The 20,586-nt window shown below is 56.9% G+C and carries 9 protein-coding genes; 1 reads left to right on the top strand and 8 read right to left on the bottom strand.

Features of this window, described 5'->3' with window-relative positions; genetic code table 11:
* Positions 1-134 precede the first annotated feature (134 nt).
* On the bottom strand, positions 135-3,689 hold the full coding sequence (locus Poly51_RS14340) for a hypothetical protein (RefSeq protein ID WP_146458437.1): 3,555 nt from the start codon (positions 3,687-3,689) through the stop codon (positions 135-137).
* Positions 3,690-3,897: 208 nt separating this feature from the next.
* Between Poly51_RS14340 and Poly51_RS14335 the strand changes: the two genes are divergently transcribed.
* Entirely contained in the window at positions 3,898-7,344 is a 3,447-nt protein-coding gene (locus Poly51_RS14335; protein ID WP_146458436.1) for a ThuA domain-containing protein, read from the top strand.
* Positions 7,345-7,373: 29 nt separating this feature from the next.
* Here Poly51_RS14335 and Poly51_RS14330 read toward each other — a convergent pair whose 3' ends face one another.
* The 7 genes from Poly51_RS14330 to Poly51_RS14300 all read right to left on the bottom strand — a co-directional run bounded on the left by Poly51_RS14330 (position 7,374) and on the right by Poly51_RS14300 (position 20,570).
* Positions 7,374-8,333: a sugar phosphate isomerase/epimerase family protein gene (locus Poly51_RS14330; protein WP_146458435.1), complete on the bottom strand. Its 960-nt coding sequence runs from the start codon at positions 8,331-8,333 to the stop codon at positions 7,374-7,376.
* A gap of 291 nt (positions 8,334-8,624) precedes the next feature.
* Entirely contained in the window at positions 8,625-13,325 is a 4,701-nt protein-coding gene (locus tag Poly51_RS14325; RefSeq protein WP_146458434.1) for a PVC-type heme-binding CxxCH protein, read from the bottom strand.
* A gap of 110 nt (positions 13,326-13,435) precedes the next feature.
* Positions 13,436-13,618: a hypothetical protein gene (locus tag Poly51_RS14320; RefSeq protein ID WP_146458433.1), complete on the bottom strand. Its 183-nt coding sequence runs from the start codon at positions 13,616-13,618 to the stop codon at positions 13,436-13,438.
* A gap of 161 nt (positions 13,619-13,779) precedes the next feature.
* Positions 13,780-14,961, bottom strand: coding sequence for a Wadjet anti-phage system protein JetD domain-containing protein (locus Poly51_RS14315; RefSeq protein WP_146458432.1), 1,182 nt, complete (start codon positions 14,959-14,961; stop codon positions 13,780-13,782).
* Positions 14,961-18,362, bottom strand: coding sequence for an ATP-binding protein (locus Poly51_RS14310; RefSeq protein ID WP_186775550.1), 3,402 nt, complete (start codon positions 18,360-18,362; stop codon positions 14,961-14,963). Before Poly51_RS14310 ends, Poly51_RS14315 begins: the two co-directional genes overlap by 1 nt.
* The gene (locus tag Poly51_RS14305; RefSeq protein ID WP_146458430.1) at positions 18,355-19,047 is read right to left on the bottom strand and encodes a DUF4194 domain-containing protein; all 693 of its coding nucleotides are present in this window, start codon (positions 19,045-19,047) and stop codon (positions 18,355-18,357) included. Before Poly51_RS14305 ends, Poly51_RS14310 begins: the two co-directional genes overlap by 8 nt.
* Entirely contained in the window at positions 19,047-20,570 is a 1,524-nt protein-coding gene (locus Poly51_RS14300) for a DUF3375 domain-containing protein (protein WP_146458429.1), read from the bottom strand. Before Poly51_RS14300 ends, Poly51_RS14305 begins: the two co-directional genes overlap by 1 nt.
* Positions 20,571-20,586: the final 16 nt, after the last annotated feature.

Raw genomic sequence — 20,586 nt, 5'->3', positions numbered from 1 at the left:
ATTGCTGAAACGTTGTGAATTCGAAACGTCGGAGAGGGTCAAGCCCCTTTTTCAACAGGCTGATAGACTCGAATGCCCAGTGCCGAACGGGGCATCCGAGTTGTACAGGGACGCTTTCTATCGAGCCGTCACAATCAAACGCCGGCCAGTTTGTTGATCATCGATTTGTCGGTCAACGAAGGTTGCATCGGGTCGGCGCCCAGGGTGCCGACGAGCGACTCCTGATATCCCGGGGACGAGACTTCGTTGATGCGGTCACGGACGAACTGCAATCGTTCACTCATTTCCGCCGTCTCTGCTTTCTCCGCCGCTGACATTGCACCGTCGGACAATTCGGCGATCACCGCCGTCAGGCGTTGCTCGAACGACTTCCAATGGCTGAGGTCGCGATCCTGTTTGGTGACGAGCCGACGTTTGTACCAATCACTCTGCAGCATTGCGTCTCGCGAGAAAAGGCTACGAACTTCGGGGTCCGTGATCGATTTTCCTTCGTATTCGCCATACGCCATGATGCTCAAAACAGCCTGCAGCGGCGGGCACGCCAATTCGTATCCACCGTCGGACATGTATTGCAGTGCCACGCGTTTTTGAGCCTCGGCGATGTGCAGGATTCCGTCCGCGAACGATGCGGGATCTTGCAGTTCGGGTTTCAACAATTCATCGGGGAACACTTTGGCAGGATTGTCAAAGATCCGCCCCAAATAGGTTCGCACGAACTTGCGAGTGATTCGGTAACCCAATCGGCTGGCAGGGATCGCGACGCCGTCGACTTCAAAGTCTTCGACCTTTTCCATCATTTTGGATTTGATCAAGGCTTTGGGATCGCGTTCCTCGGGTCCCATTCGACACCACACTTCGGGAATCAAAAGCGAGATGTCGTGTCCGATGGCGAACTTGGGTCCGATGTGACCGGCCGGCGTGCTGAAACCGGCAAGCTCGGTCAAGATCATCGACACAACCATCGAGTTCAAATCGATCGATGGCATCAACGCGTTGAACGGCCCCTTGGTCAACGCTCCTTCGCTGCCCGCACCCGTTGTGCTGGGGCTTTTGCCGGTCAGCGAACAGACATAATCCATCACCAATTCGGGAAGTTCCTGATAGTGCAGCGGCGAGTAAACCGCCAGCGAACGAATTCCTTTTTCCGCTTCGGGCGGATTGTTGCGACGACCGCTCAAGACCGATCCGACGGGCGCATGAACCGGGGCGCCTTCGGCTAACTTCCGGTGCAACTGCATACCACGCATCGCGACATAGGTATCGCGGGCGTTGACCATGTCGGGGCGGTTTTGCAAATAACGTGGATTGGTCGTGCGCGAACCGTCGGGCAAAAGGCGTGGGTGCGCGGTGCTGACGACGAAACCGTCTTTTTGTTTGGCAGCACGAAGCAGCAAGTCTTTCATCGGCGGACTGTATTTGTCGAACTCGATCGCGTCTTCGACCAAGTCGCGAGCCATTTCCGTCGGCAGTGCTTGGAAGTTGCTAATGAAGCTGCCCGGTTGAGACAAGTCCCATTCGGTCTGTTTGTCCAAACCGCGGTGGATGGCATCATCGGGACGCTGGAACAAACGAAATTCGCAGTTCTCGACAAACTTGTAGCTGCCCGCGACGGGCACGCCCGCACCGACTTGATCGACCCGACTGGCCGGCACGACGACGCTGCAGCTGATGTCGTCTTCGCGTTGGACTTTGTCGGCCGCGATAAAGTCCTGACGCAATTTGAACGTTCGCCATCGTTGATCATCCAAGCCGATCCGTAGGTAAGTACCCACAAGCGTACGGTCACCGATTTTCAACTCGTGGCCCGGCGAGCCGTTGACGATATCGACACCAAAATAACTACGCCAATCCTTTTCCATTCCGGGCCTGATGAACCGCTTGATGATCAGCGCCAACGCATAGACGTTGTCCGGGATGGTCGCCAACCAAGCGTTGTATTCGGGGCTGAAGTTGGGCTGTGGTGTCAGCAATTGAATCATGCTGCCGAGGCTGCGCTCGGGGCCCAGCACGCTACGGCTTGGTCGATCTTTATAGACCGGCTTGTCGTCGGTATTGGGGTCCCATCGATCTTGGTAATTGCGATCGAAGATCTCGTCCAGTTTAGCGAAATCCTTTTCGTGATCGGCGACAAAAATCGGACCGTACAACATGTAGTCGCGGAGACTCTTGCTGATCTCGCTTTTTCCGCCGCCGCTGACGGTACAGGGCTTGTGGCAAAAGATGCCCTCGCCGACGGTCCCGATCAATCGCCATGACGGAGCGTTGGGGTGTTTTTCGAGTTGGATTTTGTAACCGCTTGGCGCGATGTAAATATTGCGAGGCAACAGCGGAATGCGATGCTCTTCACCGTCTCGTGTCCATTGGATGCACTTATCAGCCAGTGAAGCTTTCGCGGATTCGGGAATGTAGATCACCGACGGATCGTTGCGATCGATGCCGTAGCCGTTCGCTTGAACATCGATGAATGAAGGGTACTCGGCCGCCATCTCGTCGAACGTGCGACCGTTGTAGCGTCGGCTATTGACCTGGAATTCCTCACCAAGTGAATAAGACGCGAACGCGAGAGCGCCACCGGCGTGCTCTTCTTCGGTGTTTCCCATCAGATTGGTGGCGAAGCTGATCTGTGTCTTCACCTCTTTCTTGCAGTACCCGTAGTAGTTGTCCGCGATCAGCGTCAACATCGTGCCCGATGCATCGCGGCACGTGATCTTGAACGCGCCGCCGTCGTTGTACTTTTCGCTTTCATCTTTCCAGCACATCGAATCACGGCGTTGTCGATCAGTGGCTTCGTCATAGTGCGGCAGACCGAGTTCTTTCTTGGTCAGCGACGTCAAGTGAGTCGCCAAAATCACGCATCCGGTATGGCCGCTCCAGCCGTGGACGTCGACGCTGGCGTCGTTGGCGGCGATCAACGGGTCCCCGGCATTGCCAAAGATCGATTCGACGAAGTCCAGGTTGCTGACCAGGGTACCGGGGGCAAAGAAACGAACTTCTAGCGACTTCGATTCACAGTAACCCAGTACTTCGGGGCATACCGACGGACGCAAGAGCAATGACACCCAGGTGTGGGCGGGCTGATTGGTCTGCGACGCGTACGGTAATTCCATCAATGAGTCTGGTGGATTCATCGCGGCGCGGAACAGATTCACGAAAACGTTTTTCGGAACGGCTCGCTTGTCACCCGGGATCGGCAACCCGCCCTCGGCGACGTGGAACGTACCCGCCGTCGTGCGACGATCGGCGCGAGGGTTGTTGAGCACCCCGTTGAGACAACGATGTGACTCGACCAATTCGTTTTCGTAGTGGTTGGCGCCCAGTGGCAAACTCAATTCTCGCGCCATGCCGTGACGATCGAGCGTCAACGACCGACTTGGCAAACGCAACGGTTCGTCACCGACTTCGTCGCGGAAATAGTCCTGCAGGAAAGATTCGATACGACCATCGACGGGAGCCCTGTGCTCGGCCAGCAAGCGGTTCTTTTCCTTCAGCGAGTCCAAAATACCCGCCGAGAACGCGGCCATGGAGTCCGAGTTCGAGTCGTCCGGCGGCGTCAATCCCGCGGATGCCATCTGGAAAGCGATATAGCTGTGCAAACGTTCCAGTTCGGCCGGATCGGACGAAAGTTGCGCGTCCCAACCGACGCGTCGTTGCAGGTTTGCCGAATCTTGAACCAAAGATGACGATGACATAGCTAGAAGCTCCCCGTGCCGCATGAATTGGACGCTTTTTGACCCCGACAACATAACAAATCGTGACGCGATCGCAGCTACGGCAGAAAGTCGCTCGCGTTTTATGTTTTTGAATTCAACAGCGTTGGAGCAGACGCCCGTATGCGGTTATCATCGGGACGCATCCCTCCTGTGAACCCACCCCCTGAAACGTAAAGGCCTATCGCAGATGCGATTTTTCTTGTCTCTGTTTTTACTTGCCACGGCATCCGTCGCGGCCTGCACCGCCATCGCCGGTGGATTGGGCGTCACGCCCGCCGATCAATTCAGCTTGCCCGAGGGCTTCCAAATCGAATTGGTTTACGAAGTCCCCGGTGAGCAACAAGGATCTTGGGTCAGCTTGACCGTCGACCCGCAGGGCCGTTTGGTGGCATGCGACCAGTACGGTGGCTTGTACCGAATCGATGTCAGTGGCGAGACGCCTCAGGTCGAAAAGCTGGCGATCGAGTTCGAGGGCGCTCAGGGTCTGTTGTGCGCGTTCGGCTCCCTTTATGCGAACGTCAACTCGCGTGATTTCCCATCGGGCGTCTGGCGATTGACCGACACCGATGGCGACGACCAGTACGACAAGAAGGAACATATCATTCCGCTCAACGGCGGAACCGAACACGGACCGCACGCGATGATCCTGTCGCCCGATGGTCAGCGGATCATCATGTGTGCCGGCAACAACACGACACTTCCCGAAAACATCACGCGCAGCCGAGTGCCTCGCAATTGGGACGAAGATCACTTGCTCGGCCGGATGCCCGACGCGCGAGGTCACAACGCAGACCGTTTGGCGCCGGGCGGATTCATCGTTTCGTTCAACGAGGACGCGACCGACACGGAACTGATCGCGACCGGGTTTCGCAACGAATACGACATCGCCCTCAATCGTCAAGGCGAACTGTTCGCTTATGACGCCGACATGGAATGGGACGTCGGCACACCCTGGTATCGCCCCACACGCGTCAACCACGTGATCAGCGGTGCCGAGTTCGGATGGCGTAACGGCACCGGAAAATGGCCCGCCTATTACCCCGATTCGTTTGGCGCCGCGGTCGAGATAGGCCCGGGATCGCCGACGGGAATCTGTTTTGGCTACGGAGCAAAGTTCCCGGCCAAGTATCAAAACAGTCTGTTCATTTGCGATTGGAGCTACGGCAACATTCACGCTGTCGAATTGACACCCGACGGCAGCTCGTACACCGGTTCGTACGAAACGTTCACGACTGCAGCGCCGCTTCCAGTGACCGACATTTTGATTCACCCCACCGACGGCGCGATGTACTTCACGATCGGTGGCCGACAAACGCAAAGCGGCTTGTACCGTGTCAGCTACACCGGAACACCAGACGCTGCGGCGGCACCCGTGGTCGATCAGGAAGCCGCGAAACTTCGCGACATCCGGCACCAACTCGAAGCGATGCACGTCGGTGAAACGTCGGCGGATTCCGTTCCCATGGTCTTGGAACACTTGTCGCACACCGATCGAGCCATTCGTTTCGCCGCTCGGATTGCGCTGGAACATCAACCTGTCGAACGATGGCGGGATCGGATCGCCACCATGACGGAACCTGACGGCAAGATTTTGGCGGTCATCGCGCTGGCTCGCTCAGGCAAAGCTGACGACAAGGCAAACGCATTGACCGCACTCAATTCGATCGATTGGGAATCACTGGCACCGAGCCAGAAAATCGATCTGCTGCGTGCCTACGGATTGGTTGGAATGCGGTTGGGGAAAATCAAGGACGACGACGCAAACCAGATTCTGGCGAAGATCGAAAACCGATTCCCAACCGGCGTCAACGAACTGGATCGCGAACTGGCTCAAATGCTGATTTATTTGAACGCTGGTGACGCGACGGCGAAGATCGTGGCCGAAATGAAAGCCTCGCCCAGCCAAGAAAACCAGATCTACTACGCGATGGCGCTGCGAGGAGTCAAAAAAGGCTGGACGGGGAAACTTCATCGCGATTACTTCACTTGGTTCAGCGACATTCAATCGGCGCGAGGCGGAATGTCTTTCGGCGGTTTCATCGACAACATTAAAAAGGAGGCTTTGGAGCGGTTGCCCGAAAAGGCACAGAAAAGGCTTGCCTCGGTGATCAATCCACCGCAAAAAGCTGGCGATGAACCCGAGGCTGCTGCGCGACCGTTCGTCAAGCAATGGACCGTCGACGACTTGCTCGCGTCGTCAACCGATGACTCGCATGTGCCCAACTTTGAACGCGGCAAGGAAATTTTCGCGTCGGCACAGTGCTACAAGTGCCACCGCATGGGATCGCAGGGCGGCATCCTGGGCCCTGATCTGACCGCGGCAGGCGGCCGTTTCAATGTTCACGACTTGCTGGTTTCCATGATCGAGCCCAGCAAGGTGATCAGCGACCAGTATGGCGCCACGCAATTCTTGACCGACGACGGTCGCGTCATCATCGGACGCGTGGTCAATATGCGCGAGGACAGCTTGGCGGTGATGACCAATATGCTTGATCCGTCGTCGCAAACGCAAGTCAAACGCGACACGATCGAGGAAACTCGCCCGGCCGAAACCAGCATGATGCCGGCCGGATTGCTAGATACATTCCAGCCCGATGAAATCGCCGACCTGATTGCCTACCTTCGTGCTGGTGGCCGTTCGTCGCACGCTGTCTACCAAACGTTGACGTCGACGGAGTCGATGGACGATCGATGGCTGACGTTCCCGGGCGGCGATGGGCCGGGTGCCGGGAAGCACATCGTTTTGGTTTCGGGTGATCACGAATACCGCAGCGAAGAAGCGATGCCACAGTTGGCAAAAATCCTGTCCCAGAACCTTGGTTTCCGGTGCACCGTCTTGTTTGCCATCGATCCAGCGACGGGCGAAATCAATCCAGACGATGTCACGAACATCCCAGGGCTCGAATCGCTGGCGTCGGCAGACTTGGCGATTTTGGGACTGCGGTTCCGCAACCTAGCCGACGATCAAATGCAAATGATCCTCGATTACGTGGAAGCCGGTCGCCCGCTGATCGGCGTTCGCACGTCGACGCATCCATTCGACATTCCCGCCGATCGACAATACGCCAAGTATTCATGGAACAACAAAGAAGGTGAATTCGCCGGCGGTTTTGGCCGCCGGGTGTTTGGCGAGACCTGGGTTGCCCACCATGGCAACCACGGCCATGAATCGACTCGCGGCATCATCGCCGACGCGGATCATCCGATCGTCCGAGGCATCAAGCCAGGCGAAATCTGGGGACCGACGGATGTGTACGCGGTAACGTTGCCGCTATCCGGCGACGGCCACGCAGTCGTTCAAGGCCAGATTTTGACCGGAATGAACTCCGATGACGCTCCCGTCACCGACGAACGCAATTCACCGATGATGCCGATCGCGTGGACGCGCACCTACAACGGTGGTCGCGTCTTCACGACCACGATGGGTTCCGCCGACGACTTGCCTAGCGAAGGCGTGCGGCGAATGCTGATCAACGCGTCGTTCTGGTGCATGGGAATGGAGAATCAAATCAAACCCGACTTGAATGTCTCCATCGTCGGCGACTATCAACCGACACCGTTTGGGTTTGGAAAGTTCATTCCCGGGAAGCGGCCGAGCGACTATGCGATCGGTGAACTGACCGAAGCACAATGACGCGTCGTCGTGACACCTTTTCGATGCCTCTATGAGACATCATCGACCAATGCGAAGGCGGTCTTCATCGCCTTCGCCGTTGCCGCCGCAGCGGGCTCGTCGTCCATCGCGGCGAGTTCTTGATTGAATGGTTCGGCGCGGATCGGCCCGTCGTATCCGATGGCAACAAGCGATTTCAAGAACGACTTCAAGTCGATCACGCCGGTGGCCAGCGGCAACTCGCGTTGGTTGTCGATTTGTTGATCGACTTCAAGGCCGGTCGGTGCGTCATTCAAGTCGCATGCCACGACATCGTCGTTGGACAGTGCCAAAATAACCGCCGCGGTTTCGCCGGCGGTGTACCAGTGCCAGCTATCAAGGACCAATCCGACATTGTCCAAACCGATCGCCGATATCAGATCTTTGGTTTCGGCCATGGTGTGAAGGAACGGATATCGCTTGGACGTCCATAGCGTCTTTGGCCCGACGTATTCCATTCCGAAACGTTGGCCGTGATCGCCCAAGATCTTCGAGCACTCGCGCAGCCGATCGGCATGAACGCGGAAGTTTTCGGTGTAAGTCAGGTCGTCGCTGCACGGCATCAAATACGTTCCGACGCGAGTCACGCCGGCTACCTGCATCGCAGCGGCAAGCCGGGGCAGTTCCTTCAAGTCGTTTTGATAGGTCGTCTCGTCTTTGCGAAATTCGACGGGCAATCCGGCGGCGCCCCACCTGAGGTTCGCTTGCTTCATTCGACCGAGTCGCTGGTCACGTTCGTCCGTCGACCACTTCGCCAAATCATGAGATTCGGGCGTGACCGCCTCGAATCCATTTCGAATCGCCAAATCGATCGCCGTGGCTTGGTTCACGTTCACGCCCACCGATCCACACCGCAGCGACATCGTAAACTTTCGTTTCGTAGGCGACCGGGCAGATGCGGGCCGAGGCGTGACCGCGGCCGCGATCGTGGCGACAGACGCGGCGAGAGCGGCGCGACGATTCAGAAGCATGGTGGTATCCGCAAAGGAGGGAAGTTGATAGTCGACCCATCAGCATAGCTGGTAAGCGGAGTCGCAGCGTCACGAAACGGGCAACCCTATGTGGACCCGCGACTCAGCTCGCGGGACGTGAACTGCAAAGCAGTTCAGCAAACACACCGTACACCCCGCGAGCGGAGTCGCAGGGCCACGAAGGGTGGTCCGAAACGGGCAACCCTATGTTGAACTGTGACGCTGCTCACGTGGATAAGCCAGCAATCGTTCCTTCATTCGATCAAGTTGCTGATCACGTTCGTCCTTGAACTACTCACTTGGCACTTGTTGCTTGAGGTACACGTAGTCCAGACCAAACATGAATCCGGGCGAAGCTTGCGGGTTCTTCCCCTCGATCGAAACGTGCAGCATGTTGTCGCCTGATGCCCATTCGAACGTGCCCAATGAGATCGGCACGGTCGAGACGACCACGGGGCCGTTGAACAGATCGAATTTCTCAGCCACTTGCGAATCGTTCACACCGAAACGGATGATTCCATAGTCGTGTGCTTGCGTCATCGCGACGAACACTTCGTAACGCCCGGCCTGCTTCACCGGAATGGTCAAACTCAGTCGGTCGCCCACCTTCCCGCCAGTCCACCACAGTTGCGAATTACCGCTCCACGTGCCAGCCTTGAAACTGCTCATTTCCTGCGGCTTGGCGCGGCCGCCGGTGATCTTCGCGACGACCAGCGACTCACCCTCGATCGCACCTTCGACGCGTCCCGTTGCGTCGCTGAAGTAGGGGCCGTCGCCGGGCAGTGGCACTTGCGTTCGGCTGGCCAAGTAGGCGATCAAGTCGACCACTTCATCCGGTTTCAGTTGATCGAGTTGCCCGTCGGGCATCATCGAAACTTCGGTCAACTTCTGGGCCTCGATGTCGTCGCGATCGATCACCAAGCGTTCGTTTGCCGTCTGAATCACGATCGCAGTCTCGTTCGTTTCCCGCACCAGCCCGTTGATCGTCCGGCCATCGACCGTCAAGACCGTGGTGGTTTGATAATCGCGACCCACCAACGCACTGGGGTCCAAGATGTTCTGCAGCGTGTATTCCAAGTCGCCACGGTTGCTGCCGGTGATGTCGGGACCGATTTTTTCGCCCTGCCCAAACAACTGGTGACACTTACCGCAAGTTTGATTGTACAGCAGACGGCCGTGCGATCGATTTGCCGATCGAAGTGCTTCGGCGTTTAGCTTCTGTTTCCAAAACCCGATCTGTCGTTTTTTTTCATCCGACGTTGCACGAATCGATCCCCAAGTCTTGTTGATCCGTTCGGAAAGTGCTGCGTCATCGAGCAGTTGCATTTGCCGGATGTTGAATGCGGATAAGTCTTTGCGGTCGACGATGCCCCCTTCCAATGCGCCCAGTAACCGAAGTGCCCACGCCGTTCGAGATGCCAGCGTTGCCACCGCATCCGCTCGCTCGGCCGGTGCAAAGGTTTGATAACGAGTAAGAATCGCATCGGGTATCGCTGCGTCATCAAAGCCTGCCGAAGCACGGATCGCCGCTGCCCGCATCGCATCATCGTCTAGCAGCGAAATCAACGTCGGCGCAAGCGCGCTGTCCTTGCCGGCGATCAATGCTTGCAACGCACTGGTGCGTTGATCGGCAGGCGCCGAAGTGTCACTTGCAATCGCCCGCAACGCCGGAAAGATCGACGCGTCGCCGAACTTGACCGTAACCAGTTGAGCTTGCTGGCGGATTTTCGCGTCCTCGCTTGCTGACAGCATGGCGTAGACATCCGGCCACGCCTCGGGCATCGTCAGCTTGCCTTGATCCTTGATCGCCGCAACGACTTCACCCAACATGATCGACTGCGTTTCCACTTTGTCGGTCTTTCCGAGCGACGTTAGCAGCGGACCAATGCTGCCCGCATCGGCCGCGGCACGACGAAAAATGAACTGACTAACTTTTGGAATTCGGCAACCGGATGCTAACGCGAGTGCCCGGTCCGTGTCGGCCGGTACAAGCGGTTCGATGCCGTACCAATCCATCAAAGGCAAATTCGGATCGTCCGCGTCGTCAGCGTGGCTGAGCAAACCCGCTGCGATCTCCCATCGTGATTCCAGCGGCAGTCGCTGCAGCGCCGAGGCCAAATAGAGTCGGACCAACGGCGACGGATCGCGCCGTGACATCTCGGCGAAACTCGCCAGCAGTGACTCGCCCGCGACAGAGTCTTCCATGGCAAGCTGGATCGCCCAAGCTCGCAGGTATTCCGACTTGTGACCGCGTTCCTGCAGCAGCGTTTCAAGGTCCGCTTCGGCGAGTTCATTGATACAGTGCAGCGTCCAAATCGCTCGCAGTCGCAGCGATACTTCTTCGTCGCCCATCGCGATTTCTCGCAGCAACTTGGTTGCCGCCACGCGATCTTCGACGCCAACGGAATCGCCATCCAACAACATCTTCTCTTGCATCAACCGGCGTGCGGTTCGTACGTGGTTTTCGTTGGTGCTGCGATGCATCGACGCCAGTTCGTTCAGTGTCACGTCGTCAAGAGACAGTCCCGGTAACTCGGTGGTACCGAACGATACTCGGTAAACTCGCCCGTTACTTCGATCCCAAATTTCCTTGTCCGCGCGGTGACAGGCATTCTTGTCGTACCAATCGATCATGTAGACACTGCCGTCGGGCCCGTACTTCATGTTGATCGCGCGAAACCAACGGTCGTTCGCAAATAGCAAGTCGGCGCCGTGCGATGCGACGTAGCCGCTGCCTTGGCGACTGAGAATGTCGTTGTTGATCCGGTTGCCATGGATATTCGCCATGAAGATAGATCCGCGATACTGGTGCGGCCAATTGTCGGCCAAGTAGATCATTGCCCCACAATGGGCATGGCCACCGCCGGCTGCATGCGTATCGTCAGCACCGACGGGCTGATCACGTCCCCACCAAGCATGGTCGCGAATGTTGCCGGCATAATGCGCGTGGTCCGCGATCGTTTGAATGTCTTCGTAGATATGCGGATTGAAATGTCGTCCGCCTTGGCGATGGTATCGGCCGCCCTGAATCATGTGGAACATGTGCGGAATCACACAAGCGGTGATGAAAGCTTGGCCGTGTTCGTTGAAATCCACGCCCCACGGATTGCTGGTTCCGCGCGCGAACACGTCGAATTCATGCCGCACGGGATGGTATCGCCAAACGCCACAATTCAGCGGAGTACGGTCGCCTTTTGCCGTCCCCGGTTTTCCCACCGACGAATGTGTGAACACACCGTGACAACCATATAACCATCCGTCGGGGCCCCAGATGAACGCATTCAAAGTTTCGTGAGTGTCTTGATAGCCGAAGCCATCCAGCAAAATTTGCGGCGCACTGTCGGGGACGTCGTCACCGTCGGCGTCGGGAATGAACATCAAGTACGGTGCCGCACCGACCCACACGCCGCCGAACCCGACTTCCAATCCGCTGACCAAGTTCAATCCGTCGACGAACACGGTTCGTTTGTCAAACACTCCATCGTGGTCCACGTCTTCCAAGATGATGATCTTGTCATCACCTTCGCCCTCGGGCGCGCGAACCGGATAGGTGTGCGCTTCGGCAATCCACAGCCGTCCTCGTTCGTCAAAGGTCATCGCAACCGGTTGATGGACCAACGGTTCGCCGGCCGCCAACTGCACGCGAAAGCCTTCGGGAACCGTCATCGCTTTCGCTGCATCGGTCGGCGACAAGCCGTCGTTATTAGGCAGCCCATCGGTCCGGCTGCTCGCGTTCATGTCGGTCGATCGTGGTCGGAATCGACCGCTACCGATCGCATCCGGTTTCAACCGTTTCTGTACGCTGACGAAGGTTCCCTTCTTATTGCCAACGATCACATCGGGCGCCTGATCGCCGTTGATGTCTGCCACGCAAACGTCGGTACCGACGCCAGATGCATCGTCAATTCGATGAGGAATCCAAGTCGCGATTCCTTCGGCGGACCGATCGAGTTGGAACCAATACAGCACCGCCGGATCATTCGGATCAGCGTCACCGTGAGGACCGTGCGCCCACCAACGTTTGCCCGTGACGATGTCTTTCAATCCGTCGCCGTTGATGTCGACCAGATCGACGGCATGCAACTGTGAAAACAGAACGCCATACGGATTATCGCCGGCCTTCGACCCCAAGATCAGATGCTTTGAGAATTCCGAAGGCGATTCTTCACCGCCGGTTTGTTCGTACCACGCCAGCCCGCAACCATGGGCATCCAGTGAAGTGATCACGTCATTGTCGCCATCCCCGTCGACATCGTAGGCAAACATTTGCGCCGATCCACGACCGGGCGCAAACTCGAACGCATGTTTCGTCCAAACCGGATCACCATCCAGCGACACGGGCTGCTGCCACCAACCGCTTTTTTCGATCAAGTCCATTCGCCCGTCACCGTCGATATCGCCGACGCCCAAGCCGTGCATGAACTTGCCACCGGCGGACTGGTCACTCACCCGGCGAAAGGTCCATTTTGCCGCCGGCTCATCGCCTCGAATTTCGGCGAAACCAAAGTATCCGTCGCTGCTGCAGACGATGTCTCGCGATCCATCGCCGTTGATGTCCACGAACGTTGGCGATTCGTTGTCAACGTTATCCAGCACTTGATGTCGCGGCCAAAAACGATCTTGCCTCTTAGGATTTTCAAACCACGAAGCATCTTTGCCCGGAAAACCATACACCAGGATGTCGTCCCAGCCGTCACCATTGAAGTCGTCGGTGAAGGCAAAGAAATTGTCAGAGTATCCATGCGGATCGAACGCGTCGCCCGCATAGAATCGGTTTGCCGCTTGTAAGTCTGGGCCCTCATACCAAAATGGCCCCGACGCAACGTCCGCGATCCCATCGCGATTGAAGTCGCCCGTCGTCGCCGACTCGCTAAAGAACTGTGACGAGAGTTGCCGTGTCTCCCACGTCACCAAATCCGGCTCGGCTGCATCCAACAACCCGGACCAAACGCACGAAAAAACGACCCAAGCCAGCGAGAAAAGTTGGCGCATTGAAATACAGTGGTTGAAGGAACGGAATCCCATAGTCTATCTGACACAACATGGGGCTGCAGCAAGATGTTCGCATCAACACGTCCGACCGACGGTGCTGTCCCTTTCGCTCAGTCCTGTTCTTCTGGCAAACGTTTCACTTTCAAATTGCGATACGTCAACACGGTACGATCATGCTCGATCACTGCACCCAGTGCGATCGACAGCTCGGCCTCGGGATCGTAGTCGTGTAGGGTGGGTCGAGAGTGCCGGCAGGCCGCGATGACCCACCGCCTTTCGCGTGTTTGCCGCATCGGTGGGTCTGCATCGCTATCGCGATTTGACCCACTCTACAAAAGATCGACAAGAATCGCTGACGCTCAGGCCGCATTGAAAAGGGAGGACGAAGCGAAGCCGGACGTTACCGTGAACGGGCGGGTCTTGCTGCTGTACCCGAGGCCTTACCGCCAGCGGCTCACCAAATCGATGAGTCGCTTGCCATGCTTTTCATTTCATCTAGCAAAGCCCCAACCGGCAGGTGCTCCTGTTCCAACCGCCGGTTGGTGCGGCAAAGGTTTTCGTAACACTCGCGTTCTGCGTCGTGCAAATGGGTCAATTCTCGGGGCCCCGATCCGTTGCCAGTTGTGGCAAGTTCTTCAAACTTGTCGAACGTCGTTTGGTTCATCAAAACACTTTGCACCTGTTCGATCGAATGACGCAAGCGATCTAGAATCACGAACCCGTCGGCATCCAGATCGCCCCAATACACGACCGGATTCTCATGAAGCCAGCCTACGTCGTCGAGCTGCGTCACGCCGTTACCGAGTCCGCCCAACGCGACCGTTCGCTTCATCGGCGGCAGCGTTAGTAGATTGACCTTGTTCTCGACGATCAACACTTGCGTCTTGACGACGGGCAACTGCGAGAGTGATTCGGCCGGTAACGAGAGCTCGTCAAACGGCAAGCCGAGTTCGGATTGCAGCTCGAGGTCAAGCACTCGCAACAAGAAATGCGGCCGCGTGTAACGCAACCCGTAACGAGGCTCAAACGCGTCGTATCCGTAACGCGGGTCGATCGCATCGGCTGGCAACACGATGTCTAACCAACCGGCGATCCGGCGACGGTTTGATTCCAGCAGCTTTGTCGACACAGCAATCGGCAATTCGCGAGCGAAACAATCTGGTCGTGGGTGAGATCGAAAGTAATCCACAATGTCCAGCAACCCAGGCAAGTCGTCGGCAACGTCCAACAGCTTCCGCCAATTTGATTGACGTTCCAACCATGGCAACAACTCGACCGCGCGATCACGAAAGATACCGACCGCAACTTGAAGACGCTGCCAATCCACAGACACATCCGCCAAACGCACCAGGTCGTTCATCGTGTCGATCCAAATGGCCGCTGGGAATTGGTTCAACCCAAACGTGCGACTGCGACGCGATTCATACTCGACCGTATAGCCGTGACCACGAACTTCTTTGGATGATTGACGAAGCCGTTCGACCTCTGTAATCGCCGCGGCATAGTTCTTGGCGAGCGAAAGGTTGACGGGAACGCGGTGTGGAAAAAACACCGCTTGCTCGTTCGCCAGCCATGCCTTGACCGCCTTCGGATAAATCCGTTTCGCCTTTTCGATGATCGCTTCGGGTGTGATCATCAGCTCGGTTCTTCGGCCTGAACATCACGATACTGCTGGGCGGTCAAACTGATCAGCTCGCTGCGGTTCGTGTCGGGGTCTTTGATGATATGGCCGTACATGCCGACATAGCTTTCGGTGATCTTTGCTTTTGCATCCAGCGGCGCGACGATCGCTAGTTGTAACCCGAAGCGGGCGAACAGATTCAGCGCGTACTTGGCTCGCGTGTCATCGCTGCGTGAGAACATTTCGTCGACCATTACGAAATGCAATCGTTCGCTGTCCGGTTCGTCCGGTCGCAAGTCATACTGATACGCAATCGCGGCGACCAAAACCAAGAACGCAAGTTTCCCCTTTTCGCCGCCGGATTGCCCGGTGCCGCCATCGTAGTAGCTGCCCGGATCGCCGGTCGCGGCGTCGTATTCGCGAGCAGCAAACTTGAACCAGTTGCGAACGTCAATCACTTTCTCGCGCCAGCGCAAATTGGCGTCGTCACGCAGACGCCCGACAAGCTTTTCGATACGTCCGAACGTGGCTTCGTTCGCGTCATCGGTACCGTCCAGCGTGCCTTCGAGACAGCCGGCCAAGTCACGCCGAAAGTCGCGGATCTCGGCGTCACTGGTATCGCTCGGTTCCAAACGCATGAACGTGCCCGGTCGCCAATCAAGCCGCCGCAGTGCTTCGTTGAGAACCTCGATCTTGCTTCGAATCTCTTCACGTTCGTCTTCCAACGACCCATGCAGCAAACCGATCTCTTGCAACACTTTTTCCTTCAGCCGTTGTCGAAACCGTCGTTCATGACGCGGCAAATCGTCTTTCAAAATCCGATCATGCAACGACTCGAAACTGACCAGCGACTGCGGCGTGGGATCCAGTTCAGACTCAAACACGGGAAACTTCGTCAACAGGCGTCCCATCGCCGTCGTCAAACGATTTCGAATCGGTTCGATACTCTGTTCCGATTCACTGACGCGAATCGATAACTCGTGGGCAACTTGAGTCGGTAATCGCCCCATGTTTTCGATTGATAGGGTCCGATTTCCCATCTGTGTGGCGATCCCGGCAAAGTGATCCCCAGCGGTGGCAAGCGTTCCATCGGCGTCCGCATCCGCTAGCGTCTTGTCAACAGCCGCGAGCGTTCCAGATCCGTCGTCGAGCTGTTTCTTCGTTCGCGAGCGTTCATCAAAATAGGAATCACGATCCGAATCCAGCCCGGTAATTTCGGAATTGATCGCCGCCAACTTTGATTTCAATTCGATGACGCGATCATTCGACGCTTCCAGTTTCTGTTTTTCCAATCGCAACTGTGACACTTCGAAATCGTGACGATGATCGTCGATCGCGTCAAAGTCGGTTGTTAGTTTTATTTCGTCGATGACGGTCAGTAGCGAAGTGGCCCGGTCGCTGGTTTGACGCAGCGCGGCGATCGCCGTTTTGCAATCTTCGAGCGCGGCTTGTTGACGGCGGATCGATTGCTCCAGAGCTTCACGTTTGGCACGGTTGTCCCATCCCAGCACAAAGCTGCGACGATCGCCTTCGTGGTTTCGGTCGTCCTTGGCGTGTTGGCGATGGTTTTGCTTGACGTGCCGATGGATCGTCATGGCCCGCCGCGATGCCATCTGGAACTCGCTGATCGTTTCACACGCCAAGTGATCAAAACGGTGCCGGATTTCACCGCGAACATAAACGGCCAACGGATGATCGTCGCGGTACTGCAACATTTCGGGCAACGACAACTCACCCGAAACCGCATCCGTTGCCGTCGATGCCTGTGACACTCGGTCGTACGTCAATCGAACGCCGCGGCCACGCGAGTCGGTCAACCGGCGACCGTCGACGTACCCCGAAACACGCGCGTACATGTCATCGGGCACCATCAACGTGCGTGCAAAGGAATGCAGCACCTGTTCAATCGACGCTTCCCAACGTGAATGATCTGGGTCGACCGCAATCAGCTCGGCGGCGAACGGCAAGTCGCTGGGCGACCACTGGAATGCTTCGCAGATCGCTGCTCGTACTTCGATGAACGCGTCGGGCAAGTTGCCTTTGCGTCGACGCAGCGATTCCAATTCGGCGGCGTCGTCGTCCAGTTGATGTTTTAGCTTGCCCAGTTCGTATTCACGCGCGCTCATCTGTTCGATAGCGGTGGCGCGTTTCGTTTGCAGATCGTCATGGACTCGCGAGACCTTTGCTTGGGCCTCTTCGAGCTTTTGAGAACTGTTGATCGAAATCGTGATGCCGGTTTGCTTCATTTTTGATTCAAAGATCAAACGTTTGTCACGCTTGGATTTTGCGAGCTGTTCTTCAGCGGCAATCAAATCCGGCAATCGTTGCAACCGTGCTCCGCCGCTATGCGCGATCTCGTGTTCCAGTCGCGCGGCGTCACTTCGCTTGGCCTTCAGCGCGACGTCGAGCACCTTGATTTCTTCGTCCAAATGGCTGACTCGCAATTGCCACTTCGCGCACAACGGTCGCAGCAGGTCGGCAGTGGCACTGTCAAAAAACAAGGCTGCGGCGGCGTGTTGGTCGCGGGCCAATTGCAGTTGTTCGTTTGCCTTTCGATAGCGTTTTCCGGTCTTCACGATCGGCAGCAGCAGTTCCGACTGTTGGCGTACTTGAACCAGCGCGCGGTGGGCTTCACTTAGCTCGGCGAAGTGTTGCAGCAGGCTGGCAACCTTGTCATTCCAGGGCTTCTTTTCCAGCATGTGGTCGCGAATGAACTGGTCCAAACGCTGCACGTCTTTAACCGCGACGGTTTGGTTGAAGATGTCCATCGCCTTGGGGCGAAACTTGGCTTGGCGTTGAAACCATCCGTGATACTGCTTGTAGCTCTCGGTGACTTGAAAGCCACGATCGGTCATTGCCGCCTTGATGTCGCTGCCCGATTTTAACTCCCCCAGATCGCCGGCAATGCTGCGTGGCTTGGTGTCGAAACCGTAGTAGATTTTCTTGTCACCTGAGGACGTCAGATACATCACTTGGCAAAGCGTGAACTGTTTTCCCGACGTCGCGCTAGCGAACGTTGCCAACAGCGCCGTGTAGTATCCGTTGCCGTCACGCAGGTATTGAATTTGCGGCTTTTCATCGCGCCCGGCCGTTCGGTCGTAGGCACCGCGGATGTAGGTCCGTTCGTCTCGCTCTTTCTTGGTGGCCCCCGCTGCGACGTTGTAGTTACGGACGCCGGGACGCACCAACAACGTCAACATCGCGTCGACGAGCGTCGACTTACCGGCCCCGTTTTCGCCCACCAACAACGACGTCGTCCCCAGCGGGTTGAAGCAATGCACTTGTCCGTCGAACGTGCCCCAGTTGAACACTTCGAAGGTCGACAGCCGAAACCCGGGCCGGCGATCAACATCGACAACGGCATCTTCATCACTGAACAGAGACATCGGTTGGGGGTGATGTCTGGGGTCATTCATTTGAATCCTCCTCATTGTCGTCCAGAACCTCCGTCGCCGACTCCGGTGCATCTGCACCATTGGAACGTCGCATCAATTCAGTTTCCAGATCTGCCCGCAAACGTTCCAAGTCCGCCAGCGGCAAGCGTGCTTTTAGGATGCGACGTACTTCCCAGCTTGGCGGTTGTTTTTCGAATTGGCGGACGAACTTCAGCTCTTCCAACTTTCGTAATTGCCCACCCAAGTTTCGATTCGCTCGCACCGCATCGTCCTCGCCGGGAACAAGGCTTTGCCAGATTTCCAACAGCGACGACTGTTCGATCACGCAGCGATCGTCGCGATGAATTTCTTCTTCGAACCGCCGCAACTCGTCACGCAGCAGCACACACAACAACGACGCTTCGAACGTCAATCGCACACTGCGAAACAGCCGCGGAATCGACGGATAATCCGGCGGCAAGACTTCGGGTTCAATCTGACGCAGGTAGGCCATTCCGTCTTCTTCGTTGACGATCAACATCAAACCGATGCGGGCAAAGTAGTCGCTAAGTGGCGTCACGCCGGCCAAGATTTGGTTCCAGTGATCACCGGCGTCATCGTGATAGACAATGCTTTGCAGCAAACGAACCGCCGCCGGTGCCCACGGGACGGGCGGCGGCAACGAGTCTGGTGACAACGTATCGTTCTGGTTTTCGTTCCCGTCCATCAACGTGGCCTTTTGGTGCGGATCGGGGCGTTGGCAACTTCGCTGGTCCGATGGAAAGTGACGACGGGCACACGGACGGCCAGAGTCGTCATCTTTCCGGTCACCGCATCTTGCGTCGTCACGTGGATTTCTTCTTCGGCATCACGATCGATCCGATGCCCGTCTTCGTGAGCGATTTGAATCCATCCCACCATTTCAATGATGCCGACTTTCAATGGGCGAAGCTTGATCAGTTCTGACAATCCGATCGATGGCCGCCGGCGAGTCTCGCGGGCGATCGCATCTCGCATTCGTTCCCATTCCAGTCGTTGTAAGCCGGCCAGCTTTCGTGCTTCACGCTGGGCCGTTGCCAGGTCAATGACTTGCATTTCGACTGCGACATCAAAAACTTGCGGCGGAGTCCAAAATGGGCGAGCAAACGGCGATGCCACGCCAATCGTGGTCTCGATTTCCATTCCGATATCTGGCGAGGCATCGGATGATTCCACTTGATGTTTCAGCCGTGACGCCATCGTGCGAATGTCTCGCAGCACCTCAGCGGTTCGCTTGCGGTGGCCGACCGATTGATCGTCCAGCAACCGGCGCAGCGTATGCGACAGACGACCGGTTTGCCGAAGCACGTTGTCCGCTTCGGCCAGCAACGACGGCACCATCGCACGGACGTGTTCGACTGCGGATCGCTGGTCACAGATCGCGTCGATCCGCGTGACCTCGGCAATCGTTTCACGAAGCTTGGCCTGTGCCTGGGGCGCGAACAAAAAATTGACGAAGGCGTTGAAGCTGACGCCTTCGTCCTGTTGCTTGATCAAGTCTTCGGCATCTAGCGCCGTCGCCAAAATCTGCCCGCGCCGACGATCATCCGTCAACGCATCGCGTTGCACTTGACGACCGATTTCTTCGAACCGGTCCTCGACGGCGCGGAAGTCACCCTGCAGTGTCTTCAGCAGATCGACCGCCGTGTGAAACCGTTCGCGAATTTGCGCCGGATGGTAAGTTTCGACTTTTCCGCCACCGCGAACCGATTCGATTTCGTCGTCGATTCGTTGTCGCTCGGCCAACAAGTCTTTCAAGCGTCGATCGGGATCTGACGACGCGCCCCGCACCAGATCGACCAACGTATCGATCACCAACCGCAACCGGCTCTCGGTGCCGACCAGCCGCGAGTCACGCGATAAGGCGTTATCAACAAAACGAATCGCGTCTTCGCTGTAACGCGTCAGTTGGTAGTGTGCCCCCGACGAATCGGCCGGCAAAAATCGCCGCAGCCAGCCCGCGTCGGACCACTCACGCAAATACCGATCGGCGGATCCGACCAAGGCCTGCTGGTCCTCGTCACGCAATTCGTCCTGGAAACACTGCAGCCGGTGGATCAAGTCATCGTGCGAAAAAGCGATCGCGGAATCTTCGTGGTTCGCTTTGAACGACTGACGCAAAAAGAAGACGACGTACGCGCCCAAGTCCGCCTTTAACAAGCGGATCGTCGGCGAGGAATCCAAGAACGCAGAGATGGCATCAAGGGTCATGTGTCAGATTCTAACC

This window comes from Rubripirellula tenax (genome assembly GCF_007860125.1).
Lineage (GTDB): Bacteria > Planctomycetota > Planctomycetia > Pirellulales > Pirellulaceae > Rubripirellula > Rubripirellula tenax.
This window is presented reverse-complemented; position numbering and strand designations above follow the sequence as displayed.